A 24,252-nucleotide genomic window follows, 5' to 3' on the forward strand; every position below is an offset into this window, starting at 1 on the left:
AGCAAGCCATGCCCCACCTCGTCATCCTCTACACCGGCCAGCTCGACGCCGAGACCGACATGGGCGCCCTGTGCCGCACCCTGGCCGACACCATGCTCGCCGTGCGCGACGAGGACGACCGCCAGGTCTTCCCCACTGGCGGCACGCGTGTGCTCGCCTACCCCGCTGCACACTGCGCCGTGGCAGATGGCGGCACTGCAGGCCGCGCGACGGGGGGCGATGGCGACTACGCCTTCGTCTACCTCAACCTGCGCATGGGCCGGGGCCGCAGCGCCGCCACGCACCGCAAGGTCGGCGACGCGCTGCTCATGGCCACCAAGGCGCATTTCCAGCCGCTGTTCTCGCGGCGCCACATCGGCGTCACGCTGCAGATCGACGAAGGCCAGGAGGTCTTCGACGCCAAGCACAGCAACCTCCACCCCCTGTTCACCCCCAAGGCCTGACCCATGCTGTCCGACGCACAGATCCAGGAACTCGCCGCCGAACTGCACCAGAGCCAGAAGACCCGCGTGCAGGTCGAACACTTCTCCAAACGCTTCCCCGGCATGACGCTGGAAGACGGCTACCGCATCAGCCGCGCCTGGGTGGCGCAGCAGCTGGCCGAAGGCAGGCATGTCATCGGACACAAGATCGGCCTCACCTCGCGCGCCATGCAGCAGGCCAGCCAGATCGACGAGCCCGACTACGGCACCCTGCTCGACGACATGCTCTACACCTGCACACCCGGCCAGGTGCTGGACATCCCTTCCAGCCGCTTCCTCAAGCCCCGCGTGGAGGTGGAGCTGGCCTTCGTACTCAAGGCGCCGCTGCAAGGCCCCAACGTGACCGTGGAACAGGTGCTGGACGCCACCGAATACGTCACCCCCGCCATCGAGATCATCGACGCGCGCATCGAGCAGTTCGACCGCCATACCCAGGTCATGCGCAAGGTGTTCGACACCATCAGCGACAACGCGGCCAACGCGGGCATTGTGTTGGGCGCAGGCCGCGCCGCACCGCGCGAACTGGACCTGCCTTGGTGCGGTGCCATCTTGCGCCAGAACGGCGTGGTGGAAGAAACCGGACTGGCCGCAGGCGTCCAGGGCGACCCGGCCATCGGCATTGCGTGGCTGGCCAACAAGCTGGCGCCCTGGGGCGAGCGGCTGGAAGCCGGGCAGACTGTGCTGGCAGGCTCGTTCACGCGCCCCGTGGCCGCGCGAGCGGGCGACCTGTTCGACGCCGACTACGGCCCGCTTGGCCGCCTGCAGTTCCGCTTAGTCTGAGCACCCAAAAACACGCCGGAGACAAACCCCATGGAATCCCCCTACATCCGCCCCGCACGCTTCAGCCCCGAAGAGTGGGACGCGCGCGTCAAGCTCGCCGCCACCTACCGCATCTTTGCTCACCTGGGCTGGGCGGAGCTGATCTACAACCACATCTCGCTGCGCGTGCCGGGCGCCGAGCCGCACTTCCTCATCAACCCTTTCGGCCTGCACTACAGCGAGGTCACCGCCTCCAATCTGGTGAAGGTGGACATCGAAGGCAACATCGTCGGCCACTCCGACTGGCCCATCAACCCGGCAGGGTTCACCTTCCATGGTGCCATCCACGCGGCCATGCCTGAAGCCCACTGCGTGATGCACGTGCACACCACCCCCACGCTGGCCGTGTGCTGCACGCAGGAAGGCCTGTCCTACACCAACTTCTACGCCGCGCAGCTGTGGGACCAAGTGGCCTACCACGAGTTCGAGGGCATCACCGTGCACCTGGACGAAGGCCAGCGCATCCTGGACAGTGCTGGCGGCAAACCCGTGCTGCTGCGCAACCACGGGCCTGTGGTCATCGGCCGCACGCTGGCACATGCCTTCAACCTGATGTGGCTGGTGCAACGCGCCTGCGAGGTGCAGGTGGCCTCCCAGGCGCTCGGGCCGTTGCGCCCCATCCCCGTGCCGGTGCTGGAAAAGTGCGTGCGCGACTCCCTCAACTTCAACCCAAACTTTGGCGCCGGTGAAGACTCCTTCGCCGCCATGCAAAGACTCATCGACCGGGTCAACCCCGGCTACGCCGTATGACTGCCACCGCCTCCAACCCCTTGCGCGTGGCCATCGTGGGCGCGGGCGCCATTGGCGGCCTGTTCGCCGCCTGGCTCAGCCAGCTGCCCCATGTGCACGTGAGCATGCTGGCGCGCGGCGCCACGCTGCAGGCGCTGCGCGGCCAGGGCCTGCAACTCACCAGCGCACAGGGCACGCGCACCGTGCAGGTCCATGCCAGCGACGACCCTGCCAGCCTGGGCCCGCAAGACCTGGTGGTGCTGGCCGTGAAAGGCCCCGCCGTGAAGGACGTGGCGCCCGCCGTGCGTGCGCTGCTGGCCCCCGAAGGCCGGGTGCTCGTCGCCATGAACGGTGTGCCGTGGTGGTTCTTCCATGGCCTGGGCGGCGCTTGCGACGGCCTCCATCTGCCCAGCGTGGACCCGGACGGCTCGCTCGCCGCCTCACTGCCCGCCACCCGCGTGGTCGGCTGCGTGGTCCACCTCAGCAGCACCACGCCGGAGCCTGGGCACGTGCGCCACGTCAATGGCAACGGCCTCATCATCGGTGAACCGGCAGGCGGCGCCAGTCCAAGCGTCCAGTCTCTGGCAGCCACGCTGGAACAGGCAGGCTTTGCCGTCACCGTGTCAGATCGCATCCAGCGTGATGTCTGGTACAAGCTGTGGGGCAACATGACCATGAACCCCGTGTCGGCGCTCACGGGTGCCACCTGCGACCGCATACTCGACGACCCGTTGGTGCGCGGCTACATCAGTGCCGTCATGCGCGAGGCCCAGGCCATCGGCGCACGCATCGGTTGTGCCATTGACCAAAGCCCCGAAGACCGCCACGCCGTCACGCGCAAGCTTGGCGCGTTCAAGACCTCCATGCTGCAGGACGTGGAAGCCGGGCGCGCCATCGAACTGGACGCCCTGGTGGGCGCGGTGCGCGACATCGGCCAGCACCTGCAACTGCCCACGCCCAACATCGACGCGCTGCTCGGCCTCACACGGCTGATGGCGCAGACGCGCGGCCTGTATCCCGCCTAAACTTCGAGCCAACCATGCAAGTCCCCACCAACACCTTCCGCGACGCCCTGCGCGCCCAACAACCCCAGATCGGCCTGTGGCTGGGCCTGGCCGACCGCTACTGTGCCGAACTCCTGGCGGGCGTCGGCTACGACTGGCTGCTCATCGACGGTGAACATGCCCCCAACGACGTGCGCAGCACACTCGGCCAGTTGCAGGCCGTGGCCAGCGCCAGCACCGCGCTGCCGCCGGGCCAAGCCGCGTCGCACGCCGTGGCGCGCGTGCCCATCGGCACGGGCGACGTGGGCACCACGCTCATCAAGCAGTACCTGGACATTGGCGTGCAGACGCTGCTCGTGCCCATGGTGGACACACCCGAACAGGCCGCCCAGGTGGTGGCCGCTGCCAAGTACCCGCCCGAGGGCGTGCGCGGCATGGGCAGCGCCCTGGCACGCTCATCACGCTGGCAGGCCTACCCCAATTACGTGAAGGAAGCCAACGCCCAGGTCTGCGTGCTGTTGCAGGCCGAGACAGTGGAAGCCATGCGCCACCTCGACGCCATCGCCGCCACCCCCGGCGTGGACGGCGTGTTCATCGGCCCCGCCGACCTCAGCGCCAGCATGGGGCACCCAGGCAACCCTGGCCACCCGGACGTGCAGGCCGCCATTGAGGACGGCATCGCCCGCATCCTGCGCGCGGGCAAGGCGCCGGGCATCCTGGCCACCAGCGAGGCGCAGGCGCGCAAGTGGCTCGCCGCGGGGGCGCTGTTCGTGGCCGTGGGCATCGACACCATGCTGCTCAAATCCAGCGCCACCGAACTGCTGCGGCGCTACCGCGCCGATGCGCCCACCCAAACAGGTGGCGCGCAGGGTTACTGAAGCCGTCCCGGCACCCGGCGGGCCTGCTATGCTCGCAGGCCATGCGTCTCAATCTGATATTCGCGCGCGCCGCCAACGGCGTGATCGGGCGCGACAACACCCTGCCCTGGCACCTGCCGGAAGACCTGGCCCACTTCAAGCGCCAAACCCAGGGCAGCCCGGTCATCATGGGCCGGCGCACGTGGGAATCCCTGCCCCCGCGCTTTCGGCCGCTGCCCGGCCGGCTCAACATCGTGCTGTCGCGCCAGGGCTTCGCGGCCGAAGGTGCCGTCGTGCTGCCCAGCCTGGAGGCCGCCCTTTCGCACTGCAGCGCCCTGGCGCAAGCACCGCAAGAGGTCTGGGTGATCGGCGGTGCGCAAATCTACGCCCAGGCCCTGCCGCTGGCCCGGCGCGTGGTGGTCACCGAAATTGCCCAGGCCTTTGAAGGCGACGCCCACGCCCCCGAGCTGGGCACCGGCTGGCGCGAAACCTCGCGCGAGGACCACATTGCCGCCAGCGGCCTGCCCTTCGCCTTCGTCACCTACGAACGCTGAGCGCCATGCCGCCCACCGAGACCCGGCCCGCCCACTGGATCGTCGAGATGAACCACAAGGTTCGCTCGGGCATCTTTGCCGTGGTCTTTGTGATGATGCTGTCGCACCTCGCGCAAGGCACCCAGAGCTGGACAGTATGGGGGTGGCTGGTGTTGCAGTTCCTCGTGTACCCGCACCTCATCTACCTTTGGGGCAGATACGCCGAAGACCCCACGCGCGTCGAGATGCGTGCACTGCTGCTCGACCCCCTGTTGATCGGCGGCTGGCTGGCCTGGCTGGGTTTTCCCCTCTGGATCAGTTTTCCCGTGGCCATAGGCACGTTGATCAGTATTTCGCTGTACCGCGGCACGCGTGGCACGCTGCAGGCACTGGCAGCATTGATCGTGGGAGCGGCGGTGGTCATGGTCCTTGATCGCCCGCACTTCGAACCGCAAACCGATGGCCTGACCACCGCGCTGAGCATGCTGGCGCTGAGCGCCTACCTGCTGATGGTCGCGGAAGGCGCCCGTCAGCGCGGCTTGAAGCTGCGCGCCGCACGCGAGGAACTGCGCAGCAAGGAACAGGCCCTGCAGCGCCAGCTCGACGCCAACCGCGTCCTTCAGCAGCAGCTGCAGGAGCAGGCCAACCGCGACCCCCTCACCGGGCTGTTCAACCGCCGCTACCTCGACGCAACCATGGAGCGCGAACTGGCGCGCTGCCAACGCGAAAGCCAGCCGCTGAGCCTGCTGGTCATGGACATAGACCACTTCAAGCGCATCAACGACGAACATGGCCACCCGGCTGGCGACGAGGTGTTGCGCCAGGTGGCGCAATTGCTCGCTGGGCGGGCACGCAACTCCGACGTCGTCTGCCGTTATGGTGGAGAGGAATACCTCGTGCTGCTGCCCAACATGACGGCACACACCGCCCTGGTCCGCGCCGAGGAATACCGCAGCCAGTTGCAGGCGATGGGCATCCCGTTCGAAGACAAGACCCTGCGCACCACGCTGTCCATAGGCATGGCATCCTTTCCCAAGCACGGCCGCACCGTGCACGAACTCATCCGCCTCGCAGATGCAGCGCTCTACCAGGCCAAACAGGCCGGGCGCAACCGCGTGGTGGAAGCCACCCCTTGCAAGTCATCCACACCATGAAACTCGCCACCTGGAACGTCAACTCCCTGGGCGTGCGCCTGCCCCAGGTGCTCGACTGGCTCGCCGCCAACCCTGTTGACGTGCTCGCCCTGCAGGAGCTCAAGCTCACCGACGACAAATTCCCCGCCGACGCCTTTGAGCTGGCGGGTTACCACGCTGCCTGGTTCGGCCAGAAGACCTACAACGGCGTGGCCCTGATCTCACGCCAGCCGCCACAGGACGTGGTGAAAAACATCCCCGGCTTCCCGGACGAACAGTCCCGTGTCATTGCCGCCACCTACGGCGAAGGCAGCGACTCGGTGCGCGTCATCGGCGCCTACTTCCCCAATGGCCAGGCACCGGGCTCCGACAAGTTCGAATACAAGATGCGCTGGCTGGATGCCCTTCGGGCGTGGGTTCAAGGCGAACTCCAGAGCCACCCCGGCCTCGCGCTCATGGGCGACTACAACATCACGTTCGATGACGCCGACGTCTGGGACCCGGACGGCCTTCGCGAAACCATCCACTGCACCACCGAAGAGCGCACGCACCTGCAGGCGCTCATCGCCCTGGGCCTGCACGACGCGCACCGCCTGTTCGAGCAACCACCCAAGAGCTACAGCTGGTGGGACTACCGCATGCTCGGCTTCCAGAAGAACCGGGGTTTGCGCATCGACCACATCCTCGTCAGCAACGCGCTCAAGGCCCGTGCCACCGCCTGCACCATCGACCGCGCGCCGCGCAAGAACAAACAGCCCAGCGACCACGCCCCCGTGGTACTGACCCTGGCCTGAAACCAGGGGCAGCGAAGCATGGGGGCCATGCGCCCCCGGTGCGTTTTCACTCCAGGTGCAGTTCCTGGATCTTGCGCGTGATCGTGTTGCGGCCAATGCCCAGCTTCTGCGCCGCCTCGATTCGCCGGCCGCGCGTGCAGGCCAACGCCGTCTGGATCAGGCGGGTCTCGAAACGGCGGGTCAGCACATCCCACACGTCCGCGCGGCCATCGGACAGCAAGGCCAGCGCCTCCGCCTGAAGGCCCTGCTCCCAGTCGTTCGATGCGCCCTGCGGCGCCGCTGGCGTTGTGGGCGCTGGGGCAAACGCAACCGGTGCTGCCTGCACGGCTGGCGCCGCAGGCGAAGGCAGAGACTGCGGCGCGCCCCCGGCAGTGGCAACCTGCGACGGCCCCAGCACCTCGGGCGGCAGATCCTTCACGTCAATCAGCTGCGCGGGCGCCATCACCGTGAGCCAGTGGCAGATGTTCTCCAGCTGCCGCACGTTGCCCGGGAATTCAAAGGCGCACAGCACCTGCAGCGCCGCCTCGGAAATGCGCTTGGGCTCCACGTCCAGCTGCTTGGCACTCTGCTGCAGGAAGTGCCGTGTCAGCATGGGCACGTCCTCCTTGCGCTCACGCAAGGCGGGCAGGCGCAGGCGGATCACGTTCAGGCGGTGGAACAGGTCCTCGCGGAAGCCGCCCTCCTTCACACGCTGCTCCAGGTTCTGGTGCGTCGCTGCAATCACGCGCACGTTCGCCTTCACGGCGCTGTGTCCGCCCACGCGGTAGAAGTGGCCGTCGCTCAGCACGCGCAGCAGGCGCGTCTGCAGGTCGAAGGGCATGTCGCCAATCTCGTCCAGAAACAGCGTGCCGCCCTCGGCCTGCTCGAAGCGGCCGCGCCGCATGGTCTGCGCGCCGGTGAAGGCACCGCGTTCATGGCCGAACAGCTCGCTTTCCAGCAGGTCCTTCGGAATGGCCGCCGTGTTGATGGCCACGAACGGGCCGCTCGCGCGCGGTGAATGCTTGTGCAGCGCGCGCGCCACCAGCTCCTTGCCTGAACCCGACTCACCGGTGATCAGCACCGTCACGTTGCTCTGGCTCAGGCGGCCAATGGCGCGGAACACGTCCTGCATGGCCGGGGCCTGGCCCAGCATCTCGGGGGTCGCGGTCAAACGCTCCTCCGACACCTCCTCGCGCTGGCTCTCCTCCACCGCGCGGCGGATCAGTTCCACCGCCTTCGGCAGATCAAACGGTTTGGGCAGGTATTCGAAGGCGCCGCCCTGGAAGGCCGACACCGCGCTGTCCAGATCGGAAAACGCCGTCATGATGATGACGGGCAGGCCCGGCAGGCGCTTCTTGACCTGCTCCAGCAACTCCAGCCCTGAGCCGCCCGGCATGCGGATGTCGCTCACCAGCACCTGCGGTCCCTCGTCGTCCGCGTCATCCAGTGCGTCGATCACCTCGCGCGGGTTGGTGAAGCTGCGCGTCGGCAAGTTCTCCCTCAGCAAAGCCTTTTCGAGAACGAACCGGATGGATTGGTCATCGTCCACGATCCAGATGGGTTTCATGCGCGCGCTTCCTGTGTCTGTCATCGACCCCCCTGCACCTTGTTGTGTCTGTCACGTCACCCCGGGCACTTCGGCTGCAACGGCTTCAAGGCAGAGGGATCAGCATCTTGAAATCGGTGCGGCCCGGCTCGCTGTCGCATTCGATCAGGCCATGGTGCTGCTGCACGAAGGTTTGAGCCAACGTCAGCCCCAGACCGGAGCCGCCATCCCTGCCCGACACCAGCGGGTAGAAGATGCGGTCCTTGATCTCTTCGGGCACGCCGGGCCCGTTGTCGATGACATGCAATTCCAATGCCAACCGGTACCGTTGCTTGCCAAAAGTTACCTGTCTGGCCACGCGCGTGCGAAAGACGATCTGCGCGTCACCCTGCTCGATGCGTTCGCGCAAGGCATGTGCCGCGTTGTGCGCAATGTTGAGCACCGCCTGGATGAGCTGCTCGCGGTCTCCGCGGAACTCGGGGATGGAGGTGTCGTAGTCACGCACCACCTTCAGCCCCTTGGGGAACTCCGCCAGGATGAGGGCGCGCACACGCTCGCACACTTCGTGGATGTTCACATCACCCACCACCTGCGCGCGCCGGTGTGGCGCCAGCAGGCGGTCCACCAGCGACTGCAGGCGGTCCGCCTCGTGGATGATCACCTGCGTGTACTCGATGAGCTCGCGCGAATCCAGCTCCATCTGCAACAGCTGCGCCGCGCCACGGATGCCCCCCAGCGGGTTCTTGATCTCGTGCGCCAGGTTGCGGATCAGTTCCTTGTTGGCCTGCGCCTGGTCGATCAGGCGCTCTTCGCGCTCCTGGCGGGCCTGCTGCTCCAGTGGCAGCAGCTCCACCACCAGCTCGCCGGGCACGTCGGTCTGCGCCAGCACCAGGTGCACGGGCAAGGGGTCGTGGTTCAGGCGCTTGAGCCGCGTGTCGTAGCGGATCACCGCGTACTCGTTGCCGCCGGCACCTGCCAGGGCGTTCTGCAGCAGTTCCGGCTCGGTGAACCAGTCGGTCATGGGCACGCCGGCAATGCTGCGGCGCGACAGGCCCACGGCGTCTTCCAGCGCCGAATTGGCGAACAGGATAGCGCCCCGCGCATCCACCACGGCCGTCAGCGTGGCCAGCATGTCCAGCGCGTGGAAGCGCTGCTCGGGGGTAGGCGTCTTGCGGCGTCCGATCATTGCTGCGCGGCTCACCGGCCTGTGTTGCCTTCGGTGCGCGCCAACTCGCGCTTGATGCCCGCGACGTCGGCTTCGGCACGCTCCAGGGTCGCCTTCACATCTGCCAGGCGGTCCTGGTAGAGCTTCGGGTTGCGCACCTCGGCAGGGGTCTTGACCGGCTCGCCATTGTTGTACTCGGCACGCAACTCCGCCACGCGCGCTTCGGCCTTGCGCAGCTCAGCTTCAAGGATGGCGCGCGCATCACTGTCACGCGCACGCTGCTCGGCAGCGCCCACGCGCTCGCCAGGCGCACGGGCACGCGGCGCCGTGGCGTTGGCGGCATTCGGCGCGGCAGCTGGCGCCGGACGCGCCCCTTCCACAATGGTCAGGTTGCCACCCTCGACCAGGCGGCAACCCCGCGCCTTGGCGTCTCCAGGGTTGTTCGTGTATTCGTTGCCACAGCGGTAGATCTGGCTTTGGGCCAGGGCAGGCAGCGCCGCCAGTCCCATGCAAAGGCCCAAAAGCACGGCGCTGGCTTGCCGGTTCTTGCAGGAAATCAACATCTTTTGCTCCGGGGTTCTGTGTACCCCCTTCGTGTCAGACGCCCAGTATCGCTGAAAAGTGCCACGCTTCCCCAAGACAAAAAAGGGACGGTTTCCACCGTCCCTTTCCTGTGCGATCGCAGCGTCGATCAGAGGCTGTAGTACATGTCGTACTCGACCGGAGAGACTTCCACGCGGGCGCGGGTCACTTCCTGCATCTTCAGCTCGATGTAGGCGTCGATCCAGGCGTCGGTGAACACACCGCCCTTGGTCAGGAACGCGCGGTCCTTGTCCAGGTGCTCCAGGGCCTGGTCCAGGCTGTGGCACACGGTGGGCACCAGCTTGTCCTCTTCCGGGGGCAGGTGGTACAGGTCCTTGGTGGCGGCCTCGCCCGGGTGGATCTTGTTCTCCACGCCATCCAGACCGGCCATCAGCAGCGCGGCAAAGCCCAGGTAGGGGTTGCACAGGGGATCCGGGAAGCGGGCTTCCACGCGGCGGGCCTTGTCGGACGCCACGTTCGGGATGCGGATGGAAGCGGAACGGTTCTTGGCGGAGTAGGCCAGCTTCACCGGGGCTTCGAAGTGGGGAACCAGGCGCTTGTAGCTGTTGGTACCGGGGTTGGTGATGGCGTTCAGGGCACGGGCGTGCTTGATGATGCCACCGATGTAGTACAGCGCGAAGTCGCTCAGGCCGGCGTAGCCGCTGCCAGCGAACAGGTTCTTGCCGTCTTTCCAGATCGACTGGTGCACGTGCATGCCGGAACCGTTGTCGCCATGGTAGGGCTTGGGCATGAAGGTGGCGGTCTTGCCATAGGCGTTGGCCACGTTCTGGATCACGTACTTCTGCAGCAGGGTCCAGTCAGCGCGCTCGACCAGGGTCGAGAACTTGGTACCCAGTTCGCACTGACCGGCGCCAGCCACTTCGTGGTGGTGCACTTCCACGGGCACGCCCACGGCTTCCAGGATCAGTACCATCTCGTTGCGCATGTCGATGGTGCTGTCCACCGGCGCCACGGGGAAGTAGCCGCCCTTGGTGCGGGGACGGTGGCCACGGTTGCCGCCTTCGATCTTGGCGCCGCTGTTCCAGGGGGCTTCGTATTCCTCGATCTGGTAGAAGCTGTGGCCGGGTTCGTTGCTCCAGCGCACTTCGTCAAACAGGAAGAACTCGGGTTCCGGACCGAAGAAGGCCACGTCGCCCAGGCCGGTGGCCTTCAGGTAGGTTTCAGCGCGCTTGGCGATGGAGCGGGGGTCGCGCTCGTAGGCCTTGCCGTCGGTCGGCTCGATCACGTCGCAGACCAGCACCAGCGTGGTTTCCTCGACGAACGGGTCGACGAAAGCGGTGTTGGCATCGGGCATCAGCAGCATGTCGGAGGCTTCAATGCCTTTCCAGCCGGCGATGGAGGAGCCGTCGAACGCCTGGCCTTCGTCGAACTTGCTCTCGCCGAACTGCGACACGGGAATGGTAATGTGCTGCCACTTGCCACGGGTGTCGGTGAAGCGGAAATCGACGAACTTGACGTCGTTGTCCTTCACCATATTCATCACGTCTGCGACGGTCTTGGCCATCAGAAATCTCCTGGTCGGATGGGTAAAAAAACTTGACCGCGTCGTTGAAGCAGCATCCATGCCAACTCCGCCGGGCCGGTGGTCGCACCAAGCCGGTACGGCGCACGCCGCTATTGTGCCCGGTTTGCACGCCCTGTTTGCGTGCCGCAGGTGCAAGCAAACCACACCTGCCTGGCTCAAAAATCGCGTATCAGCACCTTATAGGTGCAGTACGCACCAACTAAGTGCAATCAAGAACGCACCATTTCGGGGCCAAGCTTGGCGTCCACCGCCACCAGGCCCTGCCTGAGGTCAGCGTAGGCAGGCGCCGTGAGTCCCGCCTCACCCTTGACGCCCAGTTCGATGTGGCGCCCCCACTGCGGGTGGTCCACGCTAGGCAGGCTGAACACCTTGACACCCGGGTGGCGCGCCTCGACGGCCTCCATCAAGGGGGTCAAGGCCGCCTCCATGGCGCCAAAGACGATGACCGACCGCTCCTCGCGCGTGACACGGCGGAACAGGTGGGCGTACCGCTGGTCCAGCACCCACTCGATCATCGGCCACGCCATGACGGGGAAGCCCGGCACGAAATGCACTGCGCCACCCCCTGGTCCCTCGCACGAGAACCCGGGAATCTTGTTGTACGGATTGGGGATGATGCCCGCACCCGCAGGGAACACGCCCATGTTGAGCCGGTGCACGTTGTCATCGCGGTCCGGCTCGTAGGGAACGCCCTGTTCCTGCGCCACGTCCCGCATGCGCTCCTGTATCAGGGCCTTGGCTTCGGGATGCAAGAGCAGGTCAACCCCCAATGCCGCTGCCGCGCACTGGCGGGTGTGGTCATCCGGTGTCGCGCCAATGCCGCCGCAGGAAAACACCACGTCGCCGCTGGCAAACGCGTCGCGCAGGGCCGCCGTGATGGCCGGGCGGTCGTCCCCGACGTAGCGCGCCCAGGCCAGCGTCAGGCCGCGCGCGCCCAGCAGCTCGATGACCTTGGGCATGTGCTTGTCGGCGCGCTTGCCAGAGAGGATTTCATCGCCAACGATGATGAGCCCGAAGGCGGGCATGGCTGTGGTGCTCATGAGACGTCTCTTGCCTCCACGTCGATCACGTCCGACGCAAGGCGGTTCTTGTCAGGGGAAGAAGGAAACACGGAATCGGACGGCGGCGGGGCATCCACCTTCGGGGCCGCCGCTGCACGCGCCACGTCCAGGGCCGCAAGCAGGTAATGCGCGAACCACAGCGAGGCAAACGCGAACACCAGCGCGTAGATCCAGATGGCCAGCGGCACCAGCAGCGGCGCCAGCGCAATGAACATGGCCCCAGACGCCCACAGCAGGCTGGGCGCGGCCCCCAGGAAGCCGGACAGCACGCCCATCGCCAGCAGCGGCATGCGGTGCGCTGCCATGATCTGCTCGCGTTCCTCGCGGCTGGCATGTTCAGCCAGGGCATCGAAGGCGAACACGCGGTAGGTCAGCCAGCCCCAGATCAGCGGCGGCAGCACCAGCACCAGGGGCGGTATCAGCCACAGGGGCATGGACACCAGCAGCATCAGCGCGGCCAGCACGGTCGACCACAGCGACCACCCGGCACTCGCCCAGAAGGACCCGCCGTGCCTGCGCTCAAGCGCGGCAAACCGCCGCTGCGCCACCAGCTCCACGATGGCGGGCGTCATGAGCAAGGCCACCAGCAGCAGCACCAGCAGCACGATGATGGGCGTGGCCACCACCAGCACGACCAGCGGCGCCAGCACCCCGCCCAGGCTGCCAATGCCCACGGACTCCAGCCAGCGCAACGCAAAGGTGATCAGTTCCTGCGTCTCGATCCACTCCAGAACGCCCGCCACGGCCGCATCCCAGAAGAAGTAGCCGAGCGCGAAAGACGCGGCCACCATCAGCACCAGGGGCAGGATCGACAGGGCGATGACACGCGGGTGCAGGCAGTAGGCCACCGCGCGCCAGAAGGAACCAATGAGCAGACGCATGACGCCAAGAATACAACGAACGCGTTACCACGCCGCTAACATGCCTGCCATGTCCGAAGCCAGCCACACCCTGCCCCCGACGACGCGGGCCACCATCGAAGGCGTGCAGCTTGAGGTGCTGCACATTCCCGCCCCTGCCGAAGCGCCACACCGGGCACCGCTCGTGTTCCTGCACGAAGGACTGGGCTCCGTCTCCCTGTGGGGCACCCGCCACCGCTATTGGCCCATGGAGCTGTGCGCCCGCACCGGCCGCGCCGGTCTGGTCTATTCGCGCCGCGGGTACGGGCAATCCGACCCCGTCCCCAACGTCCGGGGCGCCGCCGGACGAAACGGCTTCTGGCGCACCGGCCGTCACGCGGCTGACTACATGCACGTCGAAGCCTTTGAAGTGCTGCCGCGCCTGCTCGCCAGCTGCGGCGTGGAGCGGCCCGTGCTCGTCGGCCACTCCGACGGCGCCACCATCGCCCTGCTTCACGCCAGCCGCCACCCCGTCACGGCCTGCGTAGCCATGGCCCCGCACGTGTTCGTGGAAGACGTGGCCCTGCGCTCCATCGCACAGGCGCGCGACGCCTACCTGCAGCACGGCCTGCGCGAACGCCTGGCGCGCCACCACCAGGACGTGGACTGTGCCTTCTGGCAGTGGAACGACGTCTGGCTGTCGGACGCGTTCCGCACCTTTGACATGCGTGCGGACTGCCGCCGCATCCGCGCGCCGCTGATGCTGGCGCAGGGCAAGGACGACGAATACGGCACCCTGGCCCAATTGGACGAAATCGAAGCCGCAGCTCCCCAGGCCAAGCGCCTGGAGCTGGATGCCTGCGGTCACAGCCCGCACCGCGACCAGCCGGAAGCACTGACCGCCGGCCTGGAGGCCTTCCTGCGCGATCTACCCTGAGCAGACCGTCAGGCCTTGGCCACCAGCGCGGCAACCTGCTGCGGCGTGAGCCAGCGCCACTCACCGGGCTTGAGGTCATCGGGCAGCTCCACCGGCCCGATCTGGCTGCGGTGCAGCGCCTCCACCCTGTTGCTCACGGCGGCCACCATGCGCTTGACCTGGTGGTATTTGCCTTCGGTCAGCGTCAGCTGCAGCAAGTGGCTGTCCAGCGCGCGGGCGGACGTGGCGCGCACCGGCTTGGGATCGTCGTCCAGCACCACGCCATCCAGCAGCCGCTGGACCTGGGCATCCGTGACAGGGTGCTTGCATGTCGCCAGATAGACCTTGGGCACGTGGTGCTTGGGCGACGACAGGCGATGAATGAACTTGCCGTCGTCAGACAGCAGCAACAGCCCGGTGGTGTCCTGATCCAGACGGCCGACCGCCTGCACGCCGCTGGCCGCGCCCGATGGCCTGGCCCGCAGTGGCGCTGGCAGCAGGGTGTAGATGCTGGGCCAGGCGCTGGGCTTCTGCGAACACTCGTAGGCCGCAGGCTTGTTCAGCATCAGGTAAGCATGGTGCTGATACTCCCAGCGCTGCCCCTGCACATGGAAGACCAGGCCTTCAGGCTCCAGCATTTCCATGGCGTCGGTACAGACACGCGGCGGCTCGCCAATGCTCACCAACCCCTGCTGCACCAGGCCACAGCACACACGCCGTGTGCCGAACCCCTGAGAATAAAGAATGTCTTGCAATGGCGTCATGGCAGACGAGGATACATCAGCGAAAATTTGACATGGAGACGCCCTGCGCAAGACGACACAGACCATGAAGCACCGGTTGAAAAAACTGCTACCCACCCGCGAAAGCCTGCACAACAACCGCTGGCTGCGCTGGCTCGGCCCGGCATTGCACCACCCCCGCTTGTGGCACATGAGCCGCAAGGGCATTGCGCTGGGTCTGGCACTGGGTATCTTCTTCGGCCTGCTCATTCCTGTCGCGCAGATCCCGGTCTCGGCCACACTGGCCGTGATCCTCAGAGCCAACCTGCCGGTTGCCGTGGCCAGCACTCTGGTGACCAACCCTGTCACCTTCGGCCCCGTCTACTACGGTGCCTACAAACTGGGCCGCGCCGTGCTGTTCGAACCCGAAGCAGACAGGAAGGATGTGGAGTCGGTGCTCGCCGTCTCCATGCCCGAGGGCGAACCCGCCGAAGACCTGAGCGTCTGGGGACGGGTGGTCAATGCGTGGCACCAATTGGGAGAAGTCGGCAAGCCGCTGATCGTTGGCCTGGCCATCATCGCCACACTGACGGGCGTCAGCGCCTACTTTCTGGTGAGCCTGCTTTGGGCGCTGAAGGTGCGCTGGTCGCGCAAACGGCGGCTCAAGCAGCGGCAATCCCCCTGACAGACCTTCAGGCCGGATAGGCGGCCCCGACCGCCCCCGCCATCAGACGAGCGCGGCCTTCTTCCAGGCCGCCTGGGCCGCCGTTGCGTCTCCACGCTCTTCGGCCAGGCGGGCCAGGCTGCGCCACGTTCTGCGAGCCAGTTCGGCGTCCTGCGGACCATGGCTGGCCTGCTGCAGCAACGCCGAGGCCTTGCCCCACAGTTCACGCTGCATGAAGGCCTGCCCGGCAAGGTATTGCAGCCCGTGATCCGCCGGCTGTTCGCGCTGGGCCCGTTCAATCCTGGCCAGCCATGTCGCATCAAGCCCCGGCAAGGCAGATTCGAGCCGAAGAACGAGACGAAGCCGCGCATCGGCAGACAGCCTGGGGTAGGCGTCCCAGACCTTGCGCACAGAGTCCTCCAGCATCTGCTTGAGCTCGGTGCTTGCCTCGGCACGCACCTCGTCACCAAGCGCGTCCCAGCGGTCGAGGACCGCCAACGCAAGCTCCGGCGTGGCTTGCTCTCCAGCGTCAAGGGAGCGCCATACCTTGAGCAGCTGGGCACCGTCATGGGTTTCCTTCAGCGCGTCCACCACCAGTCCACGGCGGAGACTCTTGGCCACCTCCGGTGAAAACGCCTGGTGCTTGGCCAGCAGCCGGACCATGTCCAGCGCATCGTGCGTGTCGTGCCGCAACCTGGCCAGCTTGAGCTTGAGCCGCAAGGTCTGGATGCGCCGCGCAGCCCCCTGGGGCAGTTCGCGCAACCAGCGCGACGCCAGGGCCGTATCCCGGGCATCCACGGCCCAGCCAGCGGCTCGAAGCAGCGCCCCCTCGCGCGCGGGGCCAGCGGCGCGCGCCGCTTCACCCTCGACCGCCACTTGCAGGTGGGTATCGCGGCGTGCCAGATTCCCCAGGGAATGCGCGCTCTCAGCCGCCAGCAGACGCGCCAGGACCGTCACCTGGGCATGGTGTGCGAACGTGTCACGGTCCTGCGTCTGGAGCAGGTCCAGCGCGTGCTCCGCCGCCGACTGCGCGCGCACGAAACGGCCAGACAGCTGGTAAGCGAGCGCGTCGAGAACGCTCGCGTGTATCGCCCGCTCCGTCTGGTGAGCACGCCAGCGATGGGCCTGCTCGGGCAGTCGCCTGAGGACCGACAGGCCACGCAACGCTCCATAAAGCAGCGCGAAACCGAAGACCAGCGCGAACAACACCAGGTTGAACGAGACATCAACGCGGTAGGGGTGCCAGAACAGCGTCACAGAAGCCTGGTTGTCCCCCATCAGCATGGCCAGCGCCACCGCCACGGCAGCGAGGAAAAGAAACCAGAAAACACTCCTCATGCCCGCACCTTTCAGCGGCCGCTGGCCGCGGCGGCCAAGGCAGTCAAGGTTTCGTCAGGGCGGGGCAGCGCCTCCTGGCGCAGGTCCTCGTGCAGTTGCTTGAGCGCCGCCATCGCAAGGCGGGTATTCGCGGCCTCGACGTCGAAATAACGGCCCAGCAGCGCCTGAACAGCCCGCACGTCGGCACGCGCCGTGTCCAGCTGGCGCCCCAGCAAGCCCAGGCGGGCGTTGAGCAGCATCAGCTTCACGTTCTCGCGGAGGAAATACGCCTGCTCAGGAGCCAGCAGCGCAGCCTCGGGCCGGTCGATTCGGCTGACACGAACCAGATCGGCTGTGCTTTCACGCATGGCCGCCCACCAGCGCCGGGATTGCGCCTGCCACCAGGCTTCAACCTTCTGCCATGCCCGGCTGACACCCGAGGTGCCATCCTGGTCCACCGCCCCGGGCGCTGCCGGTGGCAGCACATCCTGTTCCGGCGCACGCGCGCCCTCTCCTTCAGCCGGCTCCTGTGGCACGGCATCTGCAGGCGCGGCCTTGGCCACCGCCGTACCGTTTGACGCAGATGCAGTCTTCGCTGCAGGGGCAGGCGCTGCACCCACGGCATTGAGCAAGGGCCATTCGTCCACGCCGCGCAACAATTCGTCCAGGCGGCTGGCCAGGGCCGGCACATCCACCAGCGAGGCGGCCCGGATGCGTTCGATGTCCCTGCCAATGGCGCGCTGGACCGGATTGAGGCGGGGTTGCGCGGCGCGCTCAATGCGTTGGTCAGCAGCCTGCAAGGCGGAAACCAGCGGTTGCACGCTGCCCGTCAGCTGGCTCTGTTGCATGGCCAGACGAACGGCGGACTCCAGGTCCTGCACCAGGCTATCGTCCCGCGAGCGCGAAACGCTCAGCATCAATTCCTCAAGCTGGCTGCGCTGCAAGCTCACTTCCGAGAGCCTCAACTCCGCCACGCCCAGCCTGGCCTGCAGATCCTGCGTGAGCGAGTCGGACTGCGCAGCCATGGCCCGGGCGGCGGTCACTTCAGCCATGGCGTCGGTTGCACGGCGGGCCATTTCCTCCTGGGCACGCTCCTGGCGCTGCCAGAGCATGAAAAGCCCTGCCAGCGCGGCGGCTGCCAGCACAAAAGCCAGCCCACCCCAAGTGACGCCTGTGGCGCGCTTCGGCTCGGGCGCGGGCGCAGCAGCACCCGGCGCCGTTGACGGCGCGGACGACTCCGGGTTGGGGGTGGGTATTTCGTTGTTCATGATTTATGCATCGATTCTAGGCCGTGCAGCACATCGGTGACAGCCGGTCTGGTGCATATCACCTCGGCAAAACCCATCTGACGCACGGACCGCGCGATTCGTTCGTGGGTGGTCAGCGCCCTGCAGTTTTTCCAGGACACCTGCGGGCACAGGCTGCGCAGATTGTCCACGGCCTCGCTGCTGCTGAACAGCCACGTTGCACCTGCCGCCGCCCAGCCTTCGGCACGCGCGCGCGTGGCACCGTCCCACACCGGGACGAGACGTCTGTAGGCGACGCACCAGTCGACAACACCCCCGGCAGCGGTGCACTGGGCGGCCAGCCACTCCCTGCCATTGCCCCGGGCGCCGCTACCGCGTGCTGCAGCCGCATCCGTGGGTGAGACACTCTCCCCCCTCACCACAAGCAGGGTATGGCCCTGGTGAACCTGGGGGGCCACTACGCGCCACAGCGCCTCGGAGTCAAACTGCGCGGCATCCGCCTCCGGCTGATCGATGGCGGCCCGTGGCACGCCTGCCGCGAGCAGCGCGGCGGCCGTGCCAGGGCCTGGCGCCCACGCACGGGTGGAAACCTGCCCGGGCCAGGCCATGCCATCAAGAAAATACCTGACGGCCTGCGCGCTCACGAACATCACCGCGTCGTACTGCGACATCTTCTGGCGCGCGGCCTGCAGCGCAGCCAGCTCGGCCGGGGGCGAAATGTCGATCAAGGGCAAAGGGTGGGCATTCCACCCACCCTCAGCCAGGGCCTTCAACCACGGCCCGGCCTCGGTCGGCGGCCGGGTGACGATGACCGCGGTCATGCCTGGGTTGCGCCCCGTGCCCCTGCCTGCCGCAACAGGGCGGCCACATGCGTGCCGAGCGCATCGGCCGCCTCCAGCGAGCCAACCTGGGCCTGAGCCTGAACTCGAACCAGTGCGCCAGAGCCTTCAGGGTCCCCCCATGCGGCATCCAGGCGGAGCAGCCCGCCCTGGCTGGCGTGCGGCGCCTCCAGCCAGGTGGTGAAGGCCGCGAGCGGCATCGAGCAGCTGCCACCCATGGCGCGCGACACCGCGCGTTCGGCGGCCACGGCCCACCAGGTTGGCATGTGGGCCAGTGGAGCGAGCGCCGCCATGACTTCAGGGCGGTTGCTGCGCACTTCGATGCCAAGGGCGCCCTGGCCTGCGGCGGGCAGCATCTGCGATGGTTCGAACACCGTGCGGATGCGGCCTTCCAGCCCCAGCCGCTTGAGGCCAGCGGCGGCCAGAACGATGGCGTGGTACTGCCCTTCATCGAGCTTGCGCAGACGGGTGTCGAGGTTTCCCCTCAGCGGCTCGATACGCACGTCACTGCGCCCGATGGCCGCCAAGGCGTCGCGCAGCAAAACCACGCGGCGAAGACTGGAGGTGCCGACGACCGCCCCCTCGGGCAGGTCAGACAGTCCGGCGCAATGGGGGGACACCCACGCGTCGCGCGGATCCTCGCGCTCCATCACGCAGGCAAGTTCAAAGCCCTCGGGCAACTCCATGGGAACGTCTTTGAGCGAGTGCACCGCGAGGTCTGCACGCCCCTCCTCCAGCGCAACTTCCAGCTCTTTCACGAACAGGCCCTTGCCCCCCACCTTGCTCAGCGCGCGGTCAAGGATCTGGTCGCCCTTGGTGGTCATGCCCAGCAGTGTCACGCGGTGGCCTAGGCCCTCCAGCAGGGCCTTGACATGCTCCGCCTGCCACAGGGCCAGACGGCTCTCACGCGTGGCAATGGTCATGGACAGAGAGGAGGACTCGGCAAAAGAACTCACGGCTAGAACACCAAGGTTGGAAACGGACGATCCTAGCACGCACCGGTGACATGGCGGCGGCGGCGATAATCCGGGCATGTTCAGTCTGCAACAAGCCGTCCACGCCTCTCCGGTGCTGTCCCAGGTGGCCGATCGGGTGCGCCTGTCGCAGCACATGCTCGAGGTGATCAAGCCACACATTCCCGCAGGCCTGAGGCCCCACGTGCAATCGGGCGCGGTTGAAGAGTCCGCCTGGTGCCTGCTCGTCGCCAATCCGGCCGTGGGGACCAAGCTCAAGCAGCTCACACCGGCCCTGCTTGCCGCGCTGCGCAACGATGGCCAGTCCATCACCCAGCTGCGCATCAAGGTGCGGGCACGCACATAAAAAAACAGCCCGGGCATGCCGGGCTGTGGATCTGGTGCCGCTTGTCGGATTCGAACTGACGACCTACCGCTTACAAGGCGGTTGCTCTACCAACTGAGCTAAAGCGGCGCAGGCAAGATTCTACTTGACTCGCTTGAGGGCCGGCCGGCCGGTTGGCGCAGGCGCCGGCGGCGTGGGAGGCTCGTCGCCATCGCCCTCGGAACCGGGCACCACCTGCAGCCCCTTGGCTGCCCCGTTTTCGGTACCGGCATCGGCAACGGGGGCAGGCGCAGGAAAGGCCATGCCCTGGCCGTTCTCCCGCGCATAGATGGCCACGACGTGATCGACAGGCACGATCACCTCCCGGGCCACGCCGCCAAAACGCGCCTTGAACTCGATGTAGTCATTTCCGAGCCGCAGGTTGCTGGTGGCATCGAAGCTCGTGTTCAACACGATTTCGTTGTTCTTCACGAATTCACGCGGCACCTGCACCGATGCATCGACGGCCACCGCCAAGTAGGGCGTGTACCCGTTGTCGCTGCACCATTCGTGCAGGGCACGAATGAGGTACGGGCGGGTGGAAGGAACGTCGTCCTGGCTCATCACGTCTGGCGCGCTTACTTGCGCATCACTTTCTCGGACGGCGTCAGCGCCTCGATGTAGGCCGGGCGCGAGAAGATGCGCTCTGCGTACTTCAGCAGGGGCGCGGCATTCTTGCTCAGCTCGATGCCGTAGTGGTCCAGACGCCACAGCAGGGGAGCAATCGCCACGTCGAGCATGGAGAAGTTGTCACCCAGCATGTACTTGTTCTTCAGGAACACCGGTGCCAGTTGCGTCAGGCGGTCGCGGATGTGGCTCTTGGCCTTCTCGATGGCCTTGTCGTTGCCTTTGGTCGTGCGGGACTCCAGCACGGACACGTGGGTGAACAGCTCCTTCTCGAAGTTGAGCAGGAACAGGCGCACACGGGCGCGGTCCACCGGGTCACCAGGCATCAGCTGGGGATGCGGGAAGCGCTCGTCGATGTACTCGTTGATGATGTTCGACTCGTACAGGATCAGATCGCGCTCGACCAGGATGGGCACCTGGCCATAGGGGTTCATGACCGCGATGTCTTCCGGCTTGTTGTACAGGTCCACGTCGCGGATCTCGAAGTCCATGCCCTTCTCGAACAGCACGAAACGGCAGCGGTGGGAATAAGGGCAGGTCGTACCCGAATACAGAACCATCATGGCGGTCGCTCCTCAATCACAAAAACAAAAAACAGTGGCTTGCCGTTTCAGCCCGCTGGGGCACGGCAAAACCACTGTGTCGATCTGGCCACCAGGGCCAGATGGGGCTTACTTGACGTCTTTCCAGTAGGCCGCGTTCAGGCGCCAGGCCACGAGCACGAACACACCCAGGAAGATCAGAACCCAGACGCCGAGACGGATGCGGTCGTTCTGGCCCGGCTCAGCCATCCACTCCATGAAGGCGACCAGCTCGGCGACAGAGCGATCGTACTCGGCCTGGCTCAGGGCACCCGGCTTGACCGATTCCCAGCCACGCAGCACTTCCACCTCGTGGCCGTGGCTCATCACCTTCTCGAACACCGGGCGGCGTTCACCCTGCAGCTGCCACAGGGGATGCGGCATGGCCACGCTGGGGAAGGCCATGTTGTTCCAGCCGGTGGCCTTGGTGTCGTCGCGGTAGTAGGTGCGCAACAGGGTGTAGAGGTAGTCCGGGCCGCTGCCTGCGCCGCTGGCACGGGAACGTGCCACCAGGGTCAGGTCAGGCGGGGTTGCACCGAACCACTCCTTGGCCTGCACCGGGTTGATCGCGGACTTCATGGTGTCGCCTACCTTGTCGGTCGCGAACATCAGGTTTTCCTTGATCTGCTTTTCGGTCAGGCCGATTTCGGTCAGGCGGTTGTAGCGCATGAACGATGCCGAGTGGCAGTTCAGGCAGTAGTTGACGAAGATCTTCGCACCGTTTTGCAGCGCCGCCATGTCGTTGGTCAGCTTCGGCGCCTTGTCGAGCGGGAAGTTGCTGCCTGCGGCAACGGCGTTCGTCGCCAGACCCAAGGCCATCAGGCAACCAGCAATCCATTTTTTCATGTTGTTTCTCCTGTGGGCTGCCTCAGTGGGGGGTGTAGTTCACGCGTGCCGGCTCGGGCTTGCACTGGCCCAGACGGCTCCACCACGGCATCAGCAGGAAGAAACCGAAGTAGAAGAGCGTACCGGCCTGAGACACACGCTCACCCACCGGAGACGGCGGCAGCACGCCCAGGTAACCCAGGATCAGGAAGTTGATCACGAAGATGGTGTAGAGGTAGATGTGCCAGCTCGGACGGTAGCGGATCGACTTCACGGGGGAGTTGTCCAGCCAGGGCAGGAAGAACAGGATCACAACCGCGCCGCCCATGGCAACCACGCCCCAGAACTTGGCGTCGATCGACAGCATCAGGGCAGCGACAACCACTGCAGCGGCCACGATGCCGCCCTTGACGGCAGCACCGGCCTTGGCCTTGGTCACACCAAGCAGCGCACCCAGCACGACGCAGGCGATGAGCACGTACATCATTTCGGTGGTGATGGCACGCAGCATCGAGTAGAACGGCGTGAAGTACCACACCGGTGCGATGTGCGGAGGCGTCTTCAGCGGGTCGGCGGGGATGAAGTTGTTGAACTCCAGGAAATAGCCGCCAAACTCCGGTGCGAAGAACACGATGGCAGAGAACACCATCAGGAACACGGTCACGCCGAAGATGTCGTGAACGGTGTAGTACGGGTGGAAGGGGATGCCGTCCAGGGGATTGCCTTTGGCGTCCTTGGGCGCGTTCGGGCCCTTGATTTCCACACCATCCGGGTTGTTGGAGCCGACGTCATGCAGCGCCAGCAGGTGCGCCACCACCAGGCCCAGCAGGACCAGCGGCACGGCGATCACGTGGAAGCTGAAGAAGCGGTTCAGAGTGGCGTCGCCCACCACGAAGTCACCACGGATCAGGATGGCCAGATCGGGACCGATGAAGGGAATGGCGGAGAACAGGTTCACGATCACCTGTGCGCCCCAGTAGGACATCTGGCCCCAGGGCAGCAGGTAGCCCATGAAGGCCTCGGCCATCAGCACCAGGAAGATGGCGCAGCCGAAGATCCAGACCAGTTCACGCGGCTTGCGGTAGGAACCGTAGATCAGGCCGCGGAACATGTGCAGGTACACCACCACGAAGAAGGCGGAAGCACCCGTGGAGTGCATGTAGCGGATCAGCCAGCCCCACGGCACGTCGCGCATGATGTATTCGACGCTGGCGAACGCCACCGGCACACCCGCGCTGTTGAGCGAGGCGTCGGGCTTGTAGTGCATCACCAGGAAGATGCCGGTGACGATCTGGATCACCAGCACCAGCAGGGCCAGCGAGCCGAAGATGTACCAGAAGTTGAAGTTCTTGGGCGCGTAGTACTCCGACATGTGAACGCGGTAAGCGTCAAATGCCGTCGGGAAGCGGTTCTCGAACCAGTTGGTGAGCTTGGCGCCGGCCGTGGCGTTCGGCGGGAGTTCTTTGAATTCTGCAGCCATGTTGTTCCTCGGCAGTGTTCTGGTCAGGCCTTGGGTTCTTCACCGATCAGCACCACCGTGTCAGACAGGTAGTAGTGCGGCGGGACTTCCAGGTTGTCCGGGGCGGGCTTGTTCTTGAACACGCGGCCAGCCACGTCGAAGGTGGAACCGTGACAGGGGCACAGGAAACCACCCGGCCAGTTGTCGGGCAAAGAAGGCTGCGCGCCCGGCTGAAGCTTGTCCACGGGGGAGCAACCCAGGTGCGAACAGATACCGACGCCGATGAAGTATTCCGGCTTGATGGAACGGTGGCGGTTCTTGGCGTAGGCAGGCGTCGGGTAGGCCTTGCGGTCCGAGTTGGGATCTGCCAGATCGCCCTCGATTTTTTCCAGGCTGGCCAGCTGGTCCTGCGTGCGGCGCATGATCCACACGGGCTTGCCGCGCCACTCCACCACTACCTTTTCGCCCGGCTGCAGAGCGGAAACGTCAACTTCCACTGCCGCACCAGCGGCCTTGGCGCGCTCGGACGGCTGGAAGGAACTGACGAAAGGTACGGCTACAGCGGCTGCTCCCACGCCGCCCATGGCGCACGAGGTGATCAGCCAGGTTCGGCGGCCGTTGTCTACGGTTGCTTCGCTCATGGGGATC

At 66.1% G+C, this 24,252-nt stretch carries 27 protein-coding genes and 1 tRNA gene; 11 read left to right on the forward strand and 17 right to left on the reverse strand.

The window, feature by feature from the left end; translation table 11 throughout:
* The first annotated feature begins 8 nt into the window (after positions 1 to 8).
* The 8 genes from ACYVHH_RS01875 to ACYVHH_RS01910 are packed head-to-tail and all read left to right on the forward strand — an operon-like array spanning position 9 to position 6,351.
* Entirely contained in the window at positions 9 to 443 is a 435-nt protein-coding gene (locus ACYVHH_RS01875) for a 5-carboxymethyl-2-hydroxymuconate isomerase (protein ID WP_460563315.1), read from the forward strand.
* 3 nt (positions 444 to 446) lie between these two features.
* Positions 447 to 1,262, forward strand: coding sequence for a 2-oxo-hept-4-ene-1,7-dioate hydratase (gene hpaH, locus ACYVHH_RS01880; protein ID WP_460563316.1), 816 nt, complete (start codon positions 447 to 449; stop codon positions 1,260 to 1,262).
* Positions 1,263 to 1,292: 30 nt separating this feature from the next.
* Positions 1,293 to 2,051 carry a class II aldolase/adducin family protein gene (locus ACYVHH_RS01885; protein WP_460563317.1) on the forward strand — a complete coding sequence of 253 codons (759 nt, stop codon included), beginning with the start codon at positions 1,293 to 1,295 and terminating at the stop codon, positions 2,049 to 2,051.
* The gene (locus ACYVHH_RS01890) at positions 2,048 to 3,055 is read left to right on the forward strand and encodes a 2-dehydropantoate 2-reductase (protein ID WP_460563318.1); all 1,008 of its coding nucleotides are present in this window, start codon (positions 2,048 to 2,050) and stop codon (positions 3,053 to 3,055) included. Before ACYVHH_RS01885 ends, ACYVHH_RS01890 begins: the two co-directional genes overlap by 4 nt.
* A gap of 14 nt (positions 3,056 to 3,069) precedes the next feature.
* Positions 3,070 to 3,912, forward strand: a complete 843-nt coding sequence (locus ACYVHH_RS01895) for an aldolase/citrate lyase family protein (protein WP_460563319.1) — start codon at positions 3,070 to 3,072, stop codon at positions 3,910 to 3,912.
* A 41-nt stretch (positions 3,913 to 3,953) separates the two neighbouring features.
* Positions 3,954 to 4,445: a dihydrofolate reductase gene (locus tag ACYVHH_RS01900; protein WP_460563320.1), complete on the forward strand. Its 492-nt coding sequence runs from the start codon at positions 3,954 to 3,956 to the stop codon at positions 4,443 to 4,445.
* Between the two features lie 5 nt (positions 4,446 to 4,450).
* Entirely contained in the window at positions 4,451 to 5,578 is a 1,128-nt protein-coding gene (locus ACYVHH_RS01905; protein WP_460563321.1) for a sensor domain-containing diguanylate cyclase, read from the forward strand.
* Positions 5,575 to 6,351 (forward strand): exodeoxyribonuclease III, encoded by a 777-nt coding sequence (locus ACYVHH_RS01910; RefSeq protein WP_460563322.1) that lies wholly within the window; start codon positions 5,575 to 5,577, stop codon positions 6,349 to 6,351. The genes ACYVHH_RS01905 and ACYVHH_RS01910 overlap by 4 nt, the downstream gene beginning before the upstream one ends.
* A gap of 46 nt (positions 6,352 to 6,397) precedes the next feature.
* On the opposite strand, the gene ntrC is transcribed toward ACYVHH_RS01910, so the two are convergent.
* From ntrC to ACYVHH_RS01940, 6 genes are all read right to left on the reverse strand, one after another.
* Positions 6,398 to 7,897 carry a nitrogen regulation protein NR(I) gene (gene ntrC / locus ACYVHH_RS01915; protein WP_460563323.1) on the reverse strand — a complete coding sequence of 500 codons (1,500 nt, stop codon included), beginning with the start codon at positions 7,895 to 7,897 and terminating at the stop codon, positions 6,398 to 6,400.
* 85 nt (positions 7,898 to 7,982) lie between these two features.
* Entirely contained in the window at positions 7,983 to 9,062 is a 1,080-nt protein-coding gene (glnL, locus tag ACYVHH_RS01920; protein WP_460563324.1) for a nitrogen regulation protein NR(II), read from the reverse strand.
* An 11-nt stretch (positions 9,063 to 9,073) separates the two neighbouring features.
* On the reverse strand, positions 9,074 to 9,604 hold the full coding sequence (locus ACYVHH_RS01925) for a hypothetical protein (protein WP_460563325.1): 531 nt from the start codon (positions 9,602 to 9,604) through the stop codon (positions 9,074 to 9,076).
* Between the two features lie 128 nt (positions 9,605 to 9,732).
* Positions 9,733 to 11,148 carry a type I glutamate--ammonia ligase gene (gene glnA, locus ACYVHH_RS01930; protein WP_460563326.1) on the reverse strand — a complete coding sequence of 472 codons (1,416 nt, stop codon included), beginning with the start codon at positions 11,146 to 11,148 and terminating at the stop codon, positions 9,733 to 9,735.
* Positions 11,149 to 11,378: 230 nt separating this feature from the next.
* On the reverse strand, positions 11,379 to 12,209 hold the full coding sequence (locus ACYVHH_RS01935; RefSeq protein WP_460563327.1) for a competence/damage-inducible protein A: 831 nt from the start codon (positions 12,207 to 12,209) through the stop codon (positions 11,379 to 11,381).
* A complete protein-coding gene (locus ACYVHH_RS01940) occupies positions 12,206 to 13,111 on the reverse strand; it encodes an EI24 domain-containing protein (RefSeq protein ID WP_460563328.1) in 906 nt (301 codons plus the stop codon). Before ACYVHH_RS01940 ends, ACYVHH_RS01935 begins: the two co-directional genes overlap by 4 nt.
* 40 nt (positions 13,112 to 13,151) lie before the next feature.
* Here ACYVHH_RS01940 and ACYVHH_RS01945 point away from each other — a divergent pair, with 40 nt between their 5' ends.
* Positions 13,152 to 14,006 carry an alpha/beta fold hydrolase gene (locus ACYVHH_RS01945; protein ID WP_460563329.1) on the forward strand — a complete coding sequence of 285 codons (855 nt, stop codon included), beginning with the start codon at positions 13,152 to 13,154 and terminating at the stop codon, positions 14,004 to 14,006.
* 8 nt (positions 14,007 to 14,014) lie between these two features.
* On the opposite strand, the gene ACYVHH_RS01950 is transcribed toward ACYVHH_RS01945, so the two are convergent.
* Entirely contained in the window at positions 14,015 to 14,749 is a 735-nt protein-coding gene (locus ACYVHH_RS01950) for a pseudouridine synthase (protein WP_460563330.1), read from the reverse strand.
* Between the two features lie 64 nt (positions 14,750 to 14,813).
* Here ACYVHH_RS01950 and ACYVHH_RS01955 point away from each other — a divergent pair, with 64 nt between their 5' ends.
* The gene (locus ACYVHH_RS01955) at positions 14,814 to 15,392 is read left to right on the forward strand and encodes a DUF2062 domain-containing protein (RefSeq protein ID WP_460563331.1); all 579 of its coding nucleotides are present in this window, start codon (positions 14,814 to 14,816) and stop codon (positions 15,390 to 15,392) included.
* 42 nt (positions 15,393 to 15,434) lie between these two features.
* Here ACYVHH_RS01955 and ACYVHH_RS01960 read toward each other — a convergent pair whose 3' ends face one another.
* Genes ACYVHH_RS01960 through hemC form a run of 4 tightly spaced genes read right to left on the reverse strand, consistent with a single transcriptional unit; the run spans position 15,435 to position 19,697 of the window.
* Entirely contained in the window at positions 15,435 to 16,709 is a 1,275-nt protein-coding gene (locus tag ACYVHH_RS01960; RefSeq protein ID WP_460563332.1) for a heme biosynthesis HemY N-terminal domain-containing protein, read from the reverse strand.
* A gap of 11 nt (positions 16,710 to 16,720) precedes the next feature.
* Positions 16,721 to 17,956 (reverse strand): uroporphyrinogen-III C-methyltransferase, encoded by a 1,236-nt coding sequence (locus ACYVHH_RS01965; RefSeq protein WP_460563333.1) that lies wholly within the window; start codon positions 17,954 to 17,956, stop codon positions 16,721 to 16,723.
* On the reverse strand, positions 17,953 to 18,756 hold the full coding sequence (locus ACYVHH_RS01970) for a uroporphyrinogen-III synthase (protein WP_460563334.1): 804 nt from the start codon (positions 18,754 to 18,756) through the stop codon (positions 17,953 to 17,955). Before ACYVHH_RS01970 ends, ACYVHH_RS01965 begins: the two co-directional genes overlap by 4 nt.
* Positions 18,753 to 19,697: a hydroxymethylbilane synthase gene (gene hemC / locus ACYVHH_RS01975; protein WP_460563608.1), complete on the reverse strand. Its 945-nt coding sequence runs from the start codon at positions 19,695 to 19,697 to the stop codon at positions 18,753 to 18,755. The genes ACYVHH_RS01970 and hemC overlap by 4 nt, the downstream gene beginning before the upstream one ends.
* 109 nt (positions 19,698 to 19,806) lie before the next feature.
* Here hemC and ACYVHH_RS01980 point away from each other — a divergent pair, with 109 nt between their 5' ends.
* Entirely contained in the window at positions 19,807 to 20,094 is a 288-nt protein-coding gene (locus ACYVHH_RS01980) for a hypothetical protein (protein ID WP_460563335.1), read from the forward strand.
* A gap of 32 nt (positions 20,095 to 20,126) precedes the next feature.
* Here ACYVHH_RS01980 and ACYVHH_RS01985 read toward each other — a convergent pair.
* The 6 genes from ACYVHH_RS01985 to petA form a co-directional block, all read right to left on the reverse strand.
* Positions 20,127 to 20,202: transfer RNA gene (locus tag ACYVHH_RS01985), tRNA-Thr, on the reverse strand.
* 12 nt (positions 20,203 to 20,214) lie between these two features.
* On the reverse strand, positions 20,215 to 20,676 hold the full coding sequence (locus tag ACYVHH_RS01990) for a ClpXP protease specificity-enhancing factor (protein WP_460563336.1): 462 nt from the start codon (positions 20,674 to 20,676) through the stop codon (positions 20,215 to 20,217).
* 14 nt (positions 20,677 to 20,690) lie between these two features.
* Entirely contained in the window at positions 20,691 to 21,302 is a 612-nt protein-coding gene (locus ACYVHH_RS01995; RefSeq protein WP_460563337.1) for a glutathione S-transferase N-terminal domain-containing protein, read from the reverse strand.
* A 108-nt stretch (positions 21,303 to 21,410) separates the two neighbouring features.
* A complete protein-coding gene (locus tag ACYVHH_RS02000) occupies positions 21,411 to 22,166 on the reverse strand; it encodes a cytochrome c1 (RefSeq protein ID WP_460563338.1) in 756 nt (251 codons plus the stop codon).
* 22 nt (positions 22,167 to 22,188) lie between these two features.
* Positions 22,189 to 23,625: a cytochrome b gene (locus ACYVHH_RS02005; RefSeq protein WP_460563339.1), complete on the reverse strand. Its 1,437-nt coding sequence runs from the start codon at positions 23,623 to 23,625 to the stop codon at positions 22,189 to 22,191.
* Between the two features lie 23 nt (positions 23,626 to 23,648).
* A complete protein-coding gene (petA, locus tag ACYVHH_RS02010; protein WP_460563340.1) occupies positions 23,649 to 24,245 on the reverse strand; it encodes a ubiquinol-cytochrome c reductase iron-sulfur subunit in 597 nt (198 codons plus the stop codon).
* Between the last annotated feature and the right edge of the window lie 7 nt (positions 24,246 to 24,252).

It is taken from the genome of Hydrogenophaga aquatica, assembly GCF_054780915.1.